Consider the following 17,083-nt stretch of genomic DNA (forward strand, 5'->3'; position numbering starts at 1 on the left):
ATGGATTTAATGTTTGATATATCTGCTTTAACTCAGGAAGAGGAAAAATTTTCAACATCAAAAAAAGATGTACTGAAATACTTGAAAATAATAGGTGTAGATACTCGTTTTATTTCATACACTCCTCAAAAAATCTACATTAATTCCTTAAGGTTTTCCAAGTTTTCAAGAACTCGTGAAAAAACATTTTATAAGCAGTATCCTGATATCGAAATAGTGAGAAATACTCTGTTTCAAAAAATATGCTCCAAATCAGCCAAATTGCTTACACTGGAAATCAAGCCTAACTCAACAATACTGATGCCTGAGGATAACTTTATCTGTGAACTGATATTGGAGCCTTACACCAGAAAATATGGTGTTAATCTTGTTTATGAAGGGGATTATGATTTAAAGGTCAATCCGTTAATTCTGGATGATAAGGTCAATACAATCTTTGAAGGAATTTTCAACGGTGAAGGTCTGAAGTTAATTGAAAGTGCTGATGAAATCTATCCTCTCGCTAACGTTTCTCTGGAATGGATCAATTCCTTTTTAGAGATGGACGGCCAGGATTTAATTAAAAAAGAAAATGGAAATGAATTGGCGAATTCATTTTCCGAATTTTTAGAAGATGTCGCACCACAGTTCAGGGAAAATGTGGTCAGCGCTTCCGAGTTCATTGATGAAAAGCTGTCAAAAGAAGAGTAATCTCAAGTTTGAATCTTTTAACGGTTCATTATACTGTCGATATGTCTCATTAACTCTTCACCTTTTGGTGTTAATCTGTACAGCCTGCCTTTTTTTGATTGGGGATTAACGCATTCGGCAAGGTCATGTTCTTTCAGCTGTCTGAGGGTGTTGGACATGTGGTTTGTCAGTATTCCTGTTTCCTTTGCAATCTCGGAGGGAATTTTCAAATTACCCTTTAATGCCTTCATTGCCCTCAATCTATATGTTGAAGTTCTCACATAACTGATTTCTGTTAATATTTCATCTGAAATATCCATTATAATATCTCCTTAAGTGAGGTGTTATTCTAAAGATTCATTCATGATTAAAAACTGAAAAGTGAGACTTGCTTATCTGTTTTCTTTTTATCTTTTTTCTCTTCAGATTTTTCTTCACTAACTTCTTCTGCAGGGGTTTCTTCTTCGTTTTCCTCAATTTCAAATGGAAGCTCTTCTGCTTCAGATTTTTCTTCACCGGCATCTTCTGCAGGAATCTCTTCTTCGGTTCCCTCAATTTCAAATGGAAGCTCTTCTTCAGCTTCTTCAATGATGATCTCTTCAGGAGCATTCATTATCTGATTTTGCAGCTCTTCAAATCTTCTGTCACGTTCTTCAACTCTCATCTGAGCCTTTTGCTTTTCCATTTTGGTAACGACTTTTTTAGGTATTTTCTTTTTCCTGAATCTTTTTATTTCATTGTCTTCCAAATCAAGAAAGTCTGAAATCTCCCATGCAAGTTCATCATTCTGGAACATGATTTCCAGATATGGAAACATGGAAATTGCAATGGCATGTGAAATGTGCATTTTTTCAGACATTTTCTCTGCAATTCCGTCTCTAAGGTTCCTTTTTCCACGGTTACGTCCCATTAATGTGAAAATTGTTGGTGTCTGGATTTTTGAGAATTTCTTGTAGGTTTCTTTTTTAGATGAACTTACTCCGATTCCCATAAAATCGCTTGCATATTTCCAGTAACCGTAATTCCTGCTGCTTCTGGCTCTTCCAAAGTATAAATCTGCATTGGCTATATTTTCATAGGCCTTTTTGATTTCGTTTTTATTGGTGTATTCTCTAGGAATATTTTCAGCAATATATTCCATTACCAGTGTAGGGTCTTCATCAACCCTTAAAGCTTCTCTTACATGCACAGGATTTTTACTTTTTAAAACGCCGGTTATTGCGTTGAAAATATCTGATCTGTCATCTTTGGTACGCAGATTTTCAACATCTCTAGGCTCTAAAACTTCGTCCTTGTCGGATAAGGCCTGCAGGGTATTGATTGCAGAACGCATGTCTCCGTTTGATTTTTTAGAAATCAAATCCAAAGCTTTAGGATTGGCTTTAATTCCTTCTTTTTGAGCAATCTCCTTTAAAGCTTTTCTGATACTCGGACTTCTTATTTTTGGCATTTTAATTACAGTACATTTTGGTTTGATTGATTGGAGACGTTTTGAGTAGAAATCATTAGCCATCAAAATCATGGGATGTTTGGAATTTTTAATAATCTCTCCTATGGCTCTTACTCCTCCACGGTCATTTGTTCCGTGGATACCGTCCACTTCGTCCATTATAATCAGTTTGTATTCATCTCCAAACAGTGACCTTGAAGAGGATGACTCTCCGATTGTGCTTTTTAAAGCATCCTGTGAACGCTTGTCACTTGCATTAAGCTCAATATGTTCTGAAAATTCTTTTGCAATAACGAGTGCGAGTGTGGTTTTTCCAATACCTGGTGGTCCAACTAAAAGGAGCGGCTTTTGGGGATTTCCGCTTTTCCATTTTCCAACCCAGTCCTGGATTATCTTTTTCTCTTTATTGTTACCTACCACTTCATCTAAAGTCTGCGGTCGGTATTTGTCAGTCCATAACATTTCCATACCTTAAATGAATTTAGTTAAAAGAGCTTCAAGCTGGATTCTTGGATTTGCTCCTTCTCTTATTCTAAAATCACAGTCTGCTATTGATTCAATTAATTCAATATAAAAATCAGGTTCCATTTTACCTTCAACAACTCTTTTGGAAACTTCCTGATAGATTTGACTAACCATATCTTCTCCGCTGGTTCCCTGCAGTACCATTGTTTCTCTTAACAGGGTTCTTGCTCCTAAAAAGTCTCCAACAAGGGCTTTATTTATCATGTTTGATATTTCCTGAGGTTTTGCTTTTGAAACAACTTCATAGACGGATTCTTCACTGACTGCTTCACCTTCTGATGTGGTTGCCTGCAGCACATTTACGGCTTTTCTCATATCTCCTTCAGCGAAATAGACTATTGTTTCAATACCTTTCTCATCATATTCGAATCCTTCACTCTCACAAATGTATTTCAGTCTTTCAGTTATTTCTTCACCTTTTATTGGAGCGAATCTGAATATTGCACATCTTGATTGGATAGGGTCAATGATTTTTGAAGAGTAATTACATGAAAGTATAAATGAAGCGGTTTTTGTATACATTTCCATTTCACGTCTGAGTGCGTGCTGTGCATCTTTGGTCATGTTGTCTACTTCATCCAAAAAGATTATTCTAAATGGAGCACCAACCGGTTTCAGTCTGCAGAAACTTTTAATGCGATCCCTTACGGTATCAATTCCTCTTGCATCAGATGCATTAAGTTCCAGGAAATTGTTTCTCCAGTATTCTCCTAAGATTGATTTAGCAAGTGCAAGTGCGGTTGTTGTTTTTCCAACACCTGCAGGTCCTGTAAACATTAAATTAGGCATGCTTCCTTCGCCTACATATTTTTCAAGTCTGGTAATGATTTGTTTTTGTCCTACAATGTCGTCTAATTTTTGTGGTCTATATTTTTCTACCCATGGTCCGCTCATTTAATCACCATTTTTTTACTAGTAACATTTATGTATTATGTAATTAAATTATTTTTTGATTAACTTTTTTAATATATGAAAAGTAATAAATATATAGTTAAAGTGAGCGTTTGATAACTATTATTTTAAGGTGTAAAAAATGAAAGGCACATGGAAACTTAGGTTAAGAATGATTCTGACATCAGTACTGATGTTTACAATTATTTATTTCCTGATAATGCTTGTTGCGAGATACTTGGGAATAGGTACTTGGAGACTTTATGCTGGTGTGAGTTTAGTAATAGTATTTTTACAGTATTGGTTTGGTCCGTCATTAGTTAAACGTTCCATGAATGTAAGGCCGTTGTCCGAAGCGGAAGCTCCTCATATTCATAAAATGGTTGCAGAACTTGCCCAGGAAGCGGGAGTTCCAAAACCTGAAGTGGGATTGTCAGAAATAAATATCCCAAATGCATTCGCTTATGGGAGAACTAGCAGAAGTGGTCACATTGCAATAACTCGTCCGATTTTAGGCTTGCTTGACTATGATGAGCTTAGGGCAGTACTGGGCCACGAAATGGGTCATATCAAACACAATGATATGGCAGTGACTGCAGCAGTCAGCGTTATTCCGATGATTTGTTATTACATTGCATTGTCCTTTATGTTTTCAGGAGACAGCGAAAACGGCGGCGGAATAATAATTGGTATATTAGGTTATGTCTTTTATTTGGTCGGTCAATTGCTGGTGCTGTTTATTTCAAGAACAAGGGAATACTATGCTGATGCGGCAAGTGTGGAGTTCGGAAACCGTCCGGCAGCACTTGTATCAGCACTGTATAAATTGTCCTACGGTGCTTCAAGATGCAGCAAGGAAACAATTGATGAGGTAAATACCAACAGGGCATTCTTTGTAAATGATGTAAACAATGCAAGAAACGATATCACTGATTTCCAGCAGATAGACTTTGACGGCGATGGAAAAATAACTGATGAAGAACTGAGAAGATTAGCTAATTCAGATGTTAAAATTTCTAAGAAAAACGGAATCATGGAGCTCTTTTCTACTCATCCTGATTCCCTAAAAAGAGTAAAAAGATTAGCGGAACTTGAAAATTAGGTGTAAATATGAAGATGATTTTAGATGAACGTGGAAAAAAATATGTTTTAAAACCTGGAGAGGAATTTCAAAGTGACCTTGGCATTGTCAAAGCTGAAGTTTTGGATAACGCTAAAGTAGGTGATGAGGTTAAAAGCCACCTTGACCACACATTTAAAATCATGAAACCTAACATCAACGATTTCATTGATATAATGGACAGACGATGTTCAATACTTCTTCAAAAGGATATTGGACAGGTCTTGGCCCATACTGGTTTGGGAGCTGGGTCACGTGTAGTTGATGCGGGAACCGGTGCAGGTGCAATCGCTCTTAATTTTGGAAATGTTGCAGGTCCTGAAGGTGAGGTATTTACCTATGAGATAAGGGAAGACTTTGCTGAAGTTGCCCGTAAAAACATTGAAAGATTTGGAATTACCAACATCACAGTTAAGAACCAGAATATTAAGGATGGAATTGATGAAGATAACATCGATTTGGTATTTCTTGATTTGCCGAAGCCTTTTGAAATATTTGAAGATGTATTAGAATCCTTGAATGTTGGGGGATGGCTGTGCGTTTACGCTCCATATATTGATCAGGCTGAAATCTCATATAGGATAGCTAAAAAACTTGGATTTTATGACATTGACATTGTTGAAATCCTCGAAAGAGGCCTTGAGGTCAGAACTCAGGGTGTCAGGCCGAAAACACGTATGGTCGGCCACAGCGGTTATCTTGTATTTGCAAGGAAATTATAACTTTTTTAAGTATTTTTTTAAAGATTGCTTATCTTAATCATTAGGATTTTTTCCTAACTTCTATTTTTTTAAACAACATATATTGAAATTGCATTTTCATTCAAAATATTTATTTTAAAAAAGACATAATATTATTATCGTAATATTTTTTTGGTGAAAATTAATGAGTAAAACTAGAATTCAGTGGATTGATCTGGTACGTGCAATAGCAATTTTAACTGTATTGTTTGTTCATGCATCCGATGGGATTTTTATAATATCTTCAGACGCTATTTTAAATTTTACATTTACTTCAAGGATTTTTGAATTCGTTGCATTATTTATTGGACGTATTGGTGTTCCGTTCTTTTTAATGATTACAGGTTATCTGTTGTTGGACAGGACTTATGATGATGAGAAGGTTAAAAGGTTCTGGACAAAAAACGTAAGGGATTTGATAATTGTTACAGTAGTATGGTCAGCTCTTTATGCTATCAGTCTACAGTTCATTACAGTATTCTATGATGTTGTAAATCCAGGTGAAGCCGGAAACCTGTTCTATTCTCACATGTGGTATATGCCGATGATTATTGGAATGTATCTTTCAATTCCGTTTGTAACAAGTGCTCTTAAACATTATGATGTTAAGACTATTAACAATGCAACAGTTGTATTTGCACTTTTAGCATTCTTGCTACCATTTATTACAACATTATTGGACATGAACGGTATTCAAAACGTAAATATTCAATACTGTCTCGGTTTCAGTGGAGGAGTTTACGGAATATATATTCTTTTAGGATATCTGGTTAAAAAAGGATACTTTAAGAAGTATTCATCTGCAAGTATGGGGCTTTTGGCTATAGTTTCATTTATAATCTGTGTAGCGTTCCAGTACTATGCATTTTTAAAAGGATATAACTTTTTCCTCTGGTATGAATTCCCATTCATTTTAACCGGTTCATTTGCATTATTTGAGTTATGTTCAAGAATGAAAACAGTAAGGGCGTATAGGGGTGTTCAATTCTTATCCAAATACTCATTTGCAGTATTCCTGATACATAACTTATTCAGATTCCCATTATTGCCTTTCATTGTTTATTTGCCGTTCACAGAACCTGTAAAAGCCTTAATTCTTTGGGTTTTATTAATAGTGCTCAGTTATGCTGCGGCAGTTATTATCTATAGAATCCCAAGACTTGGAAAATTCGTATTGTATATGAGATAATTAATCCATTATCTCTTTTTTTATTTCTTTAAACGCTTTTTTTGCCTCAGGTATTGGGAAAAGAGGATAGATGTGGAACAGTCCTTCACCTGCAATGAATCTGACGTTAACGTTGCTTTTTTTAAGTTTTTCAACATATAATATGATGTCCTTATAAAATATTTCGTTATCTCCTGCAAAGATTAAAGTTGGGGCCTGACCGGTTACATCACCGAAAAGGGGACTTACTTTATAGTCACGGGTGTCCAGTTTTCCTGCCCATGACTTGCCGATTTGCCTAAGGCCTATTTCTCCCAGTATCGGATCATCTTCATCATCATATGGAGTATTGCTCATTGAAATGTCCACCCATGGGGAAAATGTAATGATGTGTTCCGGCTGAGGAAGCCCGATTGTTTTTATAAACTGGCAGAATGATAAAATAAATCCGCCTCCTGCAGAATCGCCCATCAATGTTATTTTGGAGTCAAAACCAAGCATGTGTTTATACAGTTCTGTAATTTTTTCAAAACTTTCTTCTGCTTCATGCAACGGCGCAAGAGGATATACCGGGGCAAGTACATATGCATCAAGTCTTTTTGACATTAAACTGCAGAAAAGGAAGTGCTGATAATTTATTTCATTAACATATGCTCCGCCGTGAATGAAAAGAATGGTGTTTTTTGACTCTATCTCTCCAAAGGTAAATACCTGCATTCCATTAAAGTCAGTACTTTTAAAACTGGATTTCACAGTCTCCTCAGTTTTTCTTGACTTTTCAAGTAGATAGGAGTCTATTTTTTCCTGTGAAGTCATATAATCAGGTTTTGTAAATTTCAAAATTTTTTCTTCGATTTTTGCAATAAATGATTTGCCCATGTAATGTCACCAAACGGTTTTTCTATATTTAATTATTATATTTTAATGTTTAAAAAATTATATTTTGAAAAATTATTTTATAGATAAAAAATATATTCAATAGTAAATATTTAAATTAATTAAAATTTTTTCATTGATAATATGGACTCATTAAAACTAAATTTGGATGTTAAAGAAATCTATAAATTAAAAGAGTTTATAGAAAAAATCATTCAAAAAAAGGATTTTAAAGTAGATTTGATAGTTGAGGAGATATTTGTAAATATTGTTAACTATTCTAATGCGGATTATGTTCATATTAATGCTGATTATGATGACCAGACATTGACAATTGAATTTGTTGATAACGGAATGGAATTTGACCCTACATTGTCTGAAGGTCCTCAAAAGCCTGACAGCATTGAGGATGCACGTATAGGGGGTCTTGGAATATTTTTATCAAAACAGCTTGCTGATGATTTGGATTATCAGTATGTCAATGGCGAGAATCACTTAAAAATTATTAAAACAGTGGAATAATGAATAATAAGATAAAAAAAATACTGATTCCTTTTATTTTAATGGTCTTGATTAATTTAGGGTTTTTTTATTTGTTCTCTTCCAGAAATGTCAGTCAGGGAATCAATGCTCATATAGGTACGCTTTTAATTTCCGGTCTGCTTTTCGGTCCGTATGGGGCATTAGGAGCTTCTTTAGGAAACCTGATTTCCGATTTGATTAGGGGTTATCCGGTTGATTTTACTGTTATTTCAAATATTACCGGTTTTTTGATATCTTATTTAGGTTTTAAATTATGGTATAGAGATTACAGAGGCAGGTCTCAAATAACAAAGCCTAGATTAAACAGTACTTCAAACTTTTTGCTGTTTTTAGCTATTGTAGTCGGCACAGGATTTTTATATTCATCCATTCATCAGAATATTTATAATCTGCTTTATTCAAGTATGGGTTATGAAAATGCTACAATTGGTGTTAGATACTTTTTAAACTATGTCAATTCGTCATTTGTTGTTGGAATTATTGGAATGTGGCTTTCAAAGAAAATTGATTTTATCTATACTCCTAAAACCTCTAAAAGTAGAATCAGCAAGAAATTTTTCAAAATTGTATTTTATCTGCTGGTTTTTTCAGCAATATTTGACATTTTTCTTCCTTTCAGCATTTCGGATAACAGTATTTTTTGTATAATTCAGACAGTTGCATATATCATTGTAATATGCATTTGTCTATTTGAGCCGTTTACATCAAAAATGTCTCCGATACGGGAGGATTCCATTCCGGAAAAGATTATGAATATCTTTCTGCTTTCAATCTTTTTCATGCTGCTGATCAGTGTCATTCTTGCATTTGATCAGGTGATTATAATGGCTGTTGATGATTTTCTTCCATTAAGTTTTATGGAAATAGTAATTTCAACATTTATACTTACTGATATTTTACTAATACTGTTTATGATACCTTCCCTTGCAGTTTTAAGGGTTGTTGAAAAAAGAGCTATCAGACCTATGCTGGACTTTTCTCAAATTGAAAATTTTGTCAGGGAAGGAGAAAAAATCGAATCAGACGGTTTGGTAAATGTTTATTCTGACTATCTTGACGAACCTACTGAAGTGGGGGTTTTGGCAAGAAGTTACACTGATTTGATTAATTATAATAATCGCTATATTGATAATATTGCTCAAATCGAAGGGGAAAAAGAGCGCATCAAGGCAGAACTTGATATTGCTAAAAGAATTCAGGCAGCAAGGCTTCCGACAGAAGCTATTGAGAATGATGATTTTATAGTTGAAGGTTCTTCCAGGCCGGCTAAAGAGGTTGGGGGAGACTTTTTCGATTACTATATGCTGGATGATGATAATTTGGCAATTGTAATAGGTGATGCATCAGGTAAAGGCGTTCCAGCAGCACTTCTTGCAGTCATTACTCAGGAAATGACTAGTCAGATAATCAAAAATGAAAGAAACCCTTCAAAAGTATTATATCTTCTCAACAATCAGTTATGTGAGAAAAATTCCGAGACAATGTTTATAACATTGTGGGTTGGAATTTATAACAAAAACAAAAAAACCATAACATTTTCAAATGCGGGACATAATCCTCCATTGATTAAGGATAATGGTGAATTCCGCTTATTGGAAGTTAATAGAGGACTGGTTTTGGGAATTATGGAAGACTTTGAATTTGTCAGTGAGGAAATTTCATTTTCAAGCGAACTTGTAGTCTTTACTGATGGAATAACCGATGCAAAAAGCATTGATGGTGAAATGTATGGTGAAGAGAATCTTATAGAGTTCTTCAACACTACTAATAATTATAATCAGATTGATTTGCTCTTTGATAAAATCGATGAGTTCTGTGATGGTGCAGAACAGTTTGATGATATGACCGTATTAATTTTGAAAGATAAAACATGATAAAACTGGCTTACTGTAATGTGGAAAATTTGGATTTGGGAAAAGCTTATAGATTATTGCCCCAAAGCAGAAAAGATAAGGTTGACCGTTTCAGGTTCATCAAAGATAAGAAACTGAGCTGCGGTGCATATCTTCTTTTGGAAAAGCTTTTGTCTGAGGCTGGAATTACTAAACCTGAATTTAAACTTTCAAAATATGAGAAAGCATATATATCCAACTATGGAGATATCTATTTTAACATGAGTCATTCAAGTAAAATGGTTGCATGCGCAATATCTGATATGGAAGTTGGTGTAGATGTTGAATTAAATGACCCTACAATTGATTTAGACATAGCTAAGAATTACTTCTTCAACGAGGAATATGAAAGTATCATGAATTCATCCAATTCGGCTGATGAATTTTTCAGCTACTGGGTATTAAAGGAATCATACATGAAATATACTGGTTTGGGCTTTAATTTAAGTCTTGACAGCTTTCAGATATGCATCGGGGATAAAATAACATTAAAAAACGATAAAGATAATCTTAAATTTAATCTCTTTGATGTTGAAGATTATAAACTGGGAATATGTTCTCACTATGATGTTAAAAAGCCGGTTGAATATAGAATAATTGACGGTTTTCGATTAAATTCAACTCATGAAAAATAATAATTCTTGTTTTTACAATTTAAAAATATAAAAAAAGTGGAATAAAGTTAATTATTCCATAAAAATAGCCGGTTTGTAAGGCATTGCGTTTCTTGCCTTATTTTGTGGGTCGTAGGAATCATCGGTGTGTATGACGACTTCATCTCCAATTTCTTCAGTGATGTAGTCAATAGCATCGGTTAAGATTTCCTCTTCGTTGATTTTACCGATGTATCTTGTTTTGGTCATTTCCTTTCCGATTTTTTTAGCCACCATTGCTATTTCTTTTTTATCATCGTAGATGTTGGCTCCGATTGCTCTGCCCATAATCTGGCCGATATCAGGTTTTCCTACTTCATCTGCAATTTTGTACAAGTCCCATTTCCAGTCAGGTGCAAGATAAACATGGATTTTGTTGATATCTCCTTTGACCATTTTTTTGATGTGTGTAATGTCTTTTATAATGTTTTGCACTAATTCTTCTGATTTTTCGATTTCAACACTTACACATTCTTCATCTGCTTCAGGCCAACTTGCTTGGCTGACAAATCCTTTTCCGCCATATTGTGTCCACAGTTCTTCACAGGTGTGTGGTGTAAATGGAGCTAAAAGTCTAATCCATGCTTCCAGGACGGTTGAAAGGACATAAATGATTGCAGGGTCCTGTGCATCAAGTAAATGTTTAACTCTGTACAAGTAGTGATCCACATCTTTTTTAAGAAGGAAAAGGGAATCTTGAAGAGCCTGTCTTGTCTGGAAGACTTCTAAAGCTTCTGTTGCATTTTTAATGTGCTGATTGAGCTGGCTTATCATCCATAAGTCTATGGTTCTTGTAAGTTCAACTTCTTCAATATTGCTTAAATCTAAAGGTGAACCTTTGATTTCTTCCACATTTGCTGCAAATTCTCTAAACCATTCAAGTCTTCTTTTGGTTCCGAGAACTTCTTTTTCTCTCCAGTCAAAGTCCTGCCATGGTTCAGCTGATGCCATCAGGAATAGTCTTACAACATCTGCTGTGTAATCGTTAATAGCATCTTTTAAAAGGATAACGTTACCTTTTGATGAGGACATTTTGTTTCCTTCGAGAAGCCCCATTCCGAATACTACAGTACCTCTTGGCCATTTTTCTTCAGGATATATTGCACTGTGGGTAAACATTAAAAAACTTAAGTGGTTACCTACTAAATCCTTGGCGGACAATCTCCAGTCAAGAGGATACCAGTAGTTGAATTCATCCTGAATCTCTTTAACTTTATCTTCAGGAACTGTGATTTCATCGGAATCCTTGTTTAAAAATACTTTGTCGAAGAATGCTCTGTTCAAATCATCAGGATTCATGTCTCTCAGGTATTTTGCAATTGAATAGTATGACATGTAGATTGTAGAATCTGTTAAAGGTTCAATAAGCCACTGATTGTCCCACGGGAGTTTTGTTCCAAGTCCCACTTTTCTGGAACATGCCCAGTCGTCTAACCAGTTGATGTAATATTCAAAGTTGTTTTTGATTTCTTTTGGAATGACGGTTTCGCCTTCAAGAAGTTTTAAGGTTTTTTCGGTCCATTCTTCGTTTCCGTATTTCATGAACCACTGGTCATCCATGATTTTAACAACACAGTTGTTTCCGCATCTGCATACAACAGGCCTTTCAGCAAAGTCATACATGATTGTGGCCATGTTTTCTGATATTAATTTTTCTTTTAACTCTTCACGTGCAAAGCGGACTTTCATTCCTCCAAAACCAGGAATTGAATCGATGATTTTACCTTTACTGTGCTGCTGTTTGTATAATTCATTGGTTGCTTCGTGTAATTTTTCATCGTTCTGGTCTGTAATTCCTAATCTTTCAATAATGTCTTTAGCAGGGATTTCTCCGTAGCCTTTAAGGGTACAGACAGGAATTGGTACAACATTTTCGATGATGCCTTCAAGACTGTATTTGGATATTAACTCATCGTTATTTTTTAAATCCTGAAGAGCAATGTAGTCTGCCGGTGCATCAGCAGGTTCTGAAAATACAACACCGCTTCCGTATGATGCGCTTACAAAGCTTGCAGGGAATATTGGCAATTCATCTCCGGTAAATGGATTTGTAGCCATTTTTCCAATTAAGTCGTTAGGGTCAATTTCTTCAATTATATCTAAATCTTTAATTTGATTGGATAAGTTATAGTGAGCCTCTTTTGAAATTACCCAGTTTTCACCTTCGGCATTGACAACAACATACTCTTCATCAGGGTTCAGCCAGATGTTGGTTGCACCGACTATGGTTTCAGGCCTTAATGTTGCAGTCACGAGAACTTTATCATCAATTTTGAATTTCAGAAGTGTAAGTTCATTAACGCCGACACCTTCACCTTCAAGTAAATCGTGGTCTCCAACAGGATTGTCACAGTTAGGGCAGTATTTTACAGGGTGTTCTCCTTTTGCAACCAGTCCTTTTTCGTATAATGTGGTAATCTGCCATTCTATGAACTTTTTGTAAGTAGGGTCAATTGTCCTGAATTCCCTTCTCCAGTCAATTGAATAACCCATTTCTTCCATCACTTCGTGATATTCTGTTGAAAAGTATTTGACGATGTATTCAGGGTCTTCAAGTTTAGGTAAGGTTTCTTTTGGAACTCCGTGGACTCTTTCATACAAATCAAGTGTCCATGGGTCTTTTCTTTTTATTCTGTCTGCTATTCCAATAACTGGGGCACCGGTAACGTGCCATGCCATAGGAAACAGTACATTGTAGCCTTCCATTCTTTTAAATCTTGCATAAACATCAGGTACAGTATATGTACGTCCGTGACCTATGTGCATTGCACCACTAGGATATGGGAAAGCCACTGTAAGGAATAATTTTTTTCTCTCATCTGGGTTGGATTCAAATAACTTTGCATCCGCCCATTTTTTCTGCCATTTCTTTTCAATATTTTCGCTCACTAAATCACCATTATAATATTGTTTTTTGAGGACTTTCAGGAACTTTGCTTTTGTGTTCGCTCCTGATAATTTTATTAATAATCATATCAACGTCGTCAAGTGAAATATCTAATTTTTCTTGAATTTCACCATTATTCATATCTTTTTCAGTGTATAGATAAAGGATTTGATCAATTAAGTCATAAGACATTCCGATTTCCTCTTCGTCAGTCTGATTATTCCATAATCCTGCACGGGGAGGCTTGTCAATAATCTCCTGGGGAACGCCCAAATATTCGCTTAATCTGTAAACGTCTCCTTTGTATAAATCTCCAATAGGTTCCATATCACATGCACCGTCACCGTATTTGGTAAAGTAACCAATCAGAATTTCGCTTTTGTTACCTGTTCCGCTGACAAGGTAATTTTTAGCATTTGCATAGTAATAAATGATTGACATTCTGATTCTGGCCTTTAAATTTCCGATAGCCAGCTCATTTTCTTCAAGCTGTGTCATGGATAAAAATTCATTTAAAATGCTGTCAATACCTATTTCCTTATAGTCGATTCCTAATTGCTGTGCTATGGATATTCCATGAAGTTTGTCATCTGTTGGTGTTGTAGTGGATGGCATTACAATTGCAAATACTTTATCGCTTCCCAATGCTTCACAGGCAAGATAAGCTACCAATGTTGAGTCAATTCCTCCGCTCAAACCGACTACAATACCGTCGGTATGGGATTGTTTGACTTTGGCTTTTATGAAATCTACAATTGTATTTTTAGTTTTTTCTAAGTCTATATCCGGAATTTCACTAATACTATCACCAACCTATTCGTTCATACATAAATTAATATGTACTTATTAATTTATATATTAATTGTATGTCAGACGTAAAACTCAATTCCAATAAATCATTTTCAGATGAAGACAGTGAAATTTTAAACCGATTCATAGAATTTCAGCAGGCTTTAATTGATAAGGATGAAGACAAACTGAATGAAATCCTTACTGAAAAATATGAGCTGATTCACATGTCAGGTAAAAGGCAGACCAAAGAGGAATTCATTTCCGAAATCATGGACGGCACATTAAACTACTATGAATCCGAAATAATTGATCCTACTGTTTTGTGGGATGACAGTGAAAGGCCGACTTTGGTCGCTGATGTGACATTAACAGCTAAAGTTTATGGTATTAAGGGCAAATGGACACTGGATACTACAGTGGGTTTTGAAAAAATCGATGGAAAATGGTATTTTTCCAAATGGGATAACTGATTTAGTGTTAAAAATAAGTGTTGTTTGTAAAATTAAACATTTTACATTTAGTTTAAATGACTAAAAACTATTTTTGTTATAAAATTTTTTAAAAAATAAAAAAAGGAGAAGAAATGTATTATTTCTTCTATTTAATTGTTATTTTTACTTTTTTGCTTGTTCCTTTGTAGGTTACATCGCCAGCAAATGATATTTTAGCTGTGAATTTACCTTTTTTGGTCAATTTAATGTTGAATGTTGCTTTTCCTTTAGAATTGGTTTTTGCAGTGTATATTCTTCCATTAATAAGCAATGTGACTTTTTTACCTGCTTTCAAGTAAGTTTTTCCATCAATGGATGCTCCTTTGATGGTTTTTAAAGTCACTGTGTATTTTTTGGTTTTTGCAGTTGCCTTAAATGTTTTTGCACTTGCAGTTATTGAAGTAGTTTTCTTGTTAATGGTTATTTTTTGTACAGCCAAAGATGCATTGTAATTATCATCATCCAAGAATACAAGTACAAATGTGTAGAGGCATGCGTTTTTCAGATTAATCTGGACACTTGCATAACCGTTTGCATCAGTTGTTCTGTTTAATATTACTCCATTATAACCGATGTAGATTGTTTTGTTTGCAAGTGGGGTTCCGTTTAAATCAACCAATTGGAAAGTGAAATTTCTGCCTCTTTCGCCTTCATAGTATTCGCAAGCATATTGTGTGAAGTCTTTGGCTAAAATTTCAGTACCTCGTTTTTCAGGTTTTTTAGCAACATTAAATGTAGATGCTTGATAAGCAGAAGCGTGTTTATCATCGCCTGAGTAAATTACAACAACATCGTGTTCACCACCAGAAACATTGCTGATAGGAACTTCAGCACTGCCGTTAACCAGTTCAATAACAGTTTCTTTTCCGTCAACAATAACAGTAACGTTTCCTGTAGCACCAGGGATTTCAACTTTAACGGTTGCATTATCTCCTTCCTTGAGGTCTTTTGGAACGGTAATGTTTACAACAGTTTCTTCACCCTCCGCTACGCTAAATGAAATTACAGTTTCATTACCATTAAAGTCTTCATCACCGAGGTATGCTGCAACGACTGTGTAGTTTCCGACTGGAAGAACAGTAGTTACAATAGCTTTACCGTCTTTGACTTCAGCAAATATGTCGCTACCACTTGTTGTGAATTTAACAAATCCTGTAGCATTTTCATTAACAGTAACTGTAATCATCACGTTATTGCCATCAACAACAACATCTGCTGTGATTGGTGTATCTTTCTTTACATGTCCGAGGATTTCAACGTCTTTGGATGTAGTGTTGGTGTTGAATACTGAGTCTCCCATGTATGTTGCAACTACGGTGTAGTTTCCAGGTTCGATGCTTATAACATCCATGTACATTGTATATTCTTCACCGCTTTCTTTACCTACCATATACAATTTAACCAGTCCTGTTGCGGATTCATTCACATCAACCATTACCAATGCAGCATCTTCATAAACATCAATGTTAAGATCGATATTAGTGTTTTTCTTGGTAATATCTGTTATAGTGAATGTCACAGAGGTTCTGTTCATATTGTAGTTGTTATCACCAAGGTAAGTTACATCAACAAAGTAACTGTTTGGTACCAATACGGTTGTTAGTGTTGCGACACCATCTTGTACTTCAATATTGGTAACAGTACCACCAACAGTTAGTTTTACAAATCCTGTAGCGTTTTCATCAACGTTCACAGTCAATGTAACTCTGTTTCCGCTCACATCAGCACGGGCAGAAATAGGAGTGTCCTTCTTAATATGGCCTACGATAGTGAAATCTTCAGAAGTAATGTTGGTATTATACCAGTCATCTCCCATATATGTTGCAACTACAGTGTAATCACCAGTTAAAAGAACATATTCAAGAACTGCTTTACCGTTAATTACATCTGCATAGAGAGTGTATTCTTCCGGACCAGTTATCTGGAATTTGACAAGGCCGGTTGCAGTATCATCAACAGTAACAGTCATAGTCACATTGTTTTCTACAGTATCAATATCTAATGAAATTGTAGTGTTTTCCTTAGCAGGTTCTACAAGTGTGAATTCTGCTTTGGTGGAGTTTTTATTGTAGTTTGCATCACCAAGGTAAGTTACATCTAATGCGTAGCTTCCGTAAGGCAAGGTGATTGTTAATGTAGCTTCACCATTTTCTAATGCGATATTGGATACGCTTACGCCAGATTTGACTTCAACAAATCCTGTAGCGTTTTCATCAACTTTAACAGTTAATGTAACTCTGTTTGCATTGGTTTCAACTTCTACGTCGATTGGAGTGTCTTTCATGAGATGTCCGAGGATTTCAACGTCTTTGGATGTAGTGTTGGTGTTGAATACTGAGTCTCCCATGTATGTTGCAACTACGGTGTAGTTTCCAGGTTCGATGCT

15 protein-coding genes are annotated in these 17,083 nt (G+C 35.3%); 8 read left to right on the forward strand and 7 right to left on the reverse strand.

Annotation, left to right across the window (positions count from 1 at the left end):
- The gene (locus QZN33_RS07660) at positions 1-690 is read left to right on the forward strand and encodes an ATPase (protein WP_296790629.1); all 690 of its coding nucleotides are present in this window, start codon (positions 1-3) and stop codon (positions 688-690) included.
- 17 nt (positions 691-707) lie between these two features.
- Here the strand turns inward: QZN33_RS07660 and QZN33_RS07665 are convergent, their stop codons facing one another.
- The 3 genes from QZN33_RS07665 to QZN33_RS07675 all read right to left on the reverse strand — a co-directional run bounded on the left by QZN33_RS07665 (position 708) and on the right by QZN33_RS07675 (position 3,538).
- Entirely contained in the window at positions 708-920 is a 213-nt protein-coding gene (locus tag QZN33_RS07665) for a winged helix-turn-helix transcriptional regulator (protein WP_296790631.1), read from the reverse strand.
- Positions 921-1,036: 116 nt separating this feature from the next.
- Positions 1,037-2,581 (reverse strand): replication factor C large subunit, encoded by a 1,545-nt coding sequence (locus QZN33_RS07670; RefSeq protein ID WP_342764147.1) that lies wholly within the window; start codon positions 2,579-2,581, stop codon positions 1,037-1,039.
- A gap of 9 nt (positions 2,582-2,590) precedes the next feature.
- Positions 2,591-3,538, reverse strand: a complete 948-nt coding sequence (locus QZN33_RS07675; RefSeq protein ID WP_296790636.1) for a replication factor C small subunit — start codon at positions 3,536-3,538, stop codon at positions 2,591-2,593.
- A 139-nt stretch (positions 3,539-3,677) separates the two neighbouring features.
- Between QZN33_RS07675 and QZN33_RS07680 the strand changes: the two genes are divergently transcribed.
- The 3 genes from QZN33_RS07680 (at position 3,678) to QZN33_RS07690 (ending at position 6,584) form a co-directional block, all read left to right on the forward strand.
- Positions 3,678-4,637, forward strand: a complete 960-nt coding sequence (locus QZN33_RS07680) for a zinc metalloprotease HtpX (protein ID WP_296790638.1) — start codon at positions 3,678-3,680, stop codon at positions 4,635-4,637.
- An 8-nt stretch (positions 4,638-4,645) separates the two neighbouring features.
- On the forward strand, positions 4,646-5,377 hold the full coding sequence (locus QZN33_RS07685) for a tRNA (adenine-N1)-methyltransferase (protein ID WP_296790640.1): 732 nt from the start codon (positions 4,646-4,648) through the stop codon (positions 5,375-5,377).
- Between the two features lie 163 nt (positions 5,378-5,540).
- On the forward strand, positions 5,541-6,584 hold the full coding sequence (locus tag QZN33_RS07690) for an acyltransferase (protein WP_296790643.1): 1,044 nt from the start codon (positions 5,541-5,543) through the stop codon (positions 6,582-6,584).
- Here the strand turns inward: QZN33_RS07690 and QZN33_RS07695 are convergent, their stop codons facing one another.
- Positions 6,585-7,442, reverse strand: coding sequence for an alpha/beta hydrolase fold domain-containing protein (locus tag QZN33_RS07695; RefSeq protein ID WP_296790645.1), 858 nt, complete (start codon positions 7,440-7,442; stop codon positions 6,585-6,587).
- Between the two features lie 141 nt (positions 7,443-7,583).
- Between QZN33_RS07695 and QZN33_RS07700 the strand changes: the two genes are divergently transcribed.
- The 3 genes from QZN33_RS07700 to QZN33_RS07710 all read left to right on the forward strand — a co-directional run bounded on the left by QZN33_RS07700 (position 7,584) and on the right by QZN33_RS07710 (position 10,509).
- The gene (locus QZN33_RS07700; protein ID WP_296790647.1) at positions 7,584-7,961 is read left to right on the forward strand and encodes an ATP-binding protein; all 378 of its coding nucleotides are present in this window, start codon (positions 7,584-7,586) and stop codon (positions 7,959-7,961) included.
- Between the two features lie 71 nt (positions 7,962-8,032).
- A complete protein-coding gene (locus QZN33_RS07705) occupies positions 8,033-9,856 on the forward strand; it encodes a SpoIIE family protein phosphatase (RefSeq protein ID WP_296790650.1) in 1,824 nt (607 codons plus the stop codon).
- Positions 9,853-10,509, forward strand: coding sequence for a 4'-phosphopantetheinyl transferase superfamily protein (locus tag QZN33_RS07710; protein WP_296790652.1), 657 nt, complete (start codon positions 9,853-9,855; stop codon positions 10,507-10,509). The genes QZN33_RS07705 and QZN33_RS07710 overlap by 4 nt, the downstream gene beginning before the upstream one ends.
- Before the next feature lie 51 nt (positions 10,510-10,560).
- Here the strand turns inward: QZN33_RS07710 and leuS are convergent, their stop codons facing one another.
- Positions 10,561-13,416 carry a leucine--tRNA ligase gene (gene leuS, locus QZN33_RS07715; protein ID WP_296790654.1) on the reverse strand — a complete coding sequence of 952 codons (2,856 nt, stop codon included), beginning with the start codon at positions 13,414-13,416 and terminating at the stop codon, positions 10,561-10,563.
- 10 nt (positions 13,417-13,426) lie between these two features.
- Positions 13,427-14,215, reverse strand: coding sequence for an NAD+ synthase (locus QZN33_RS07720; RefSeq protein WP_296790666.1), 789 nt, complete (start codon positions 14,213-14,215; stop codon positions 13,427-13,429).
- A 65-nt stretch (positions 14,216-14,280) separates the two neighbouring features.
- Between QZN33_RS07720 and QZN33_RS07725 the strand changes: the two genes are divergently transcribed.
- Positions 14,281-14,676, forward strand: a complete 396-nt coding sequence (locus QZN33_RS07725) for a nuclear transport factor 2 family protein (RefSeq protein ID WP_296790656.1) — start codon at positions 14,281-14,283, stop codon at positions 14,674-14,676.
- A gap of 127 nt (positions 14,677-14,803) precedes the next feature.
- Here the strand turns inward: QZN33_RS07725 and QZN33_RS07730 are convergent.
- Positions 14,804-17,083 (reverse strand): Ig-like domain-containing protein (locus tag QZN33_RS07730; RefSeq protein ID WP_296790658.1); only part of this gene is annotated, 2,280 nt, incomplete at its 5' end.

Origin of the sequence: uncultured Methanobrevibacter sp. (assembly GCF_900314615.1) — an archaeon.
GTDB lineage: Archaea > Methanobacteriota > Methanobacteria > Methanobacteriales > Methanobacteriaceae > Methanocatella.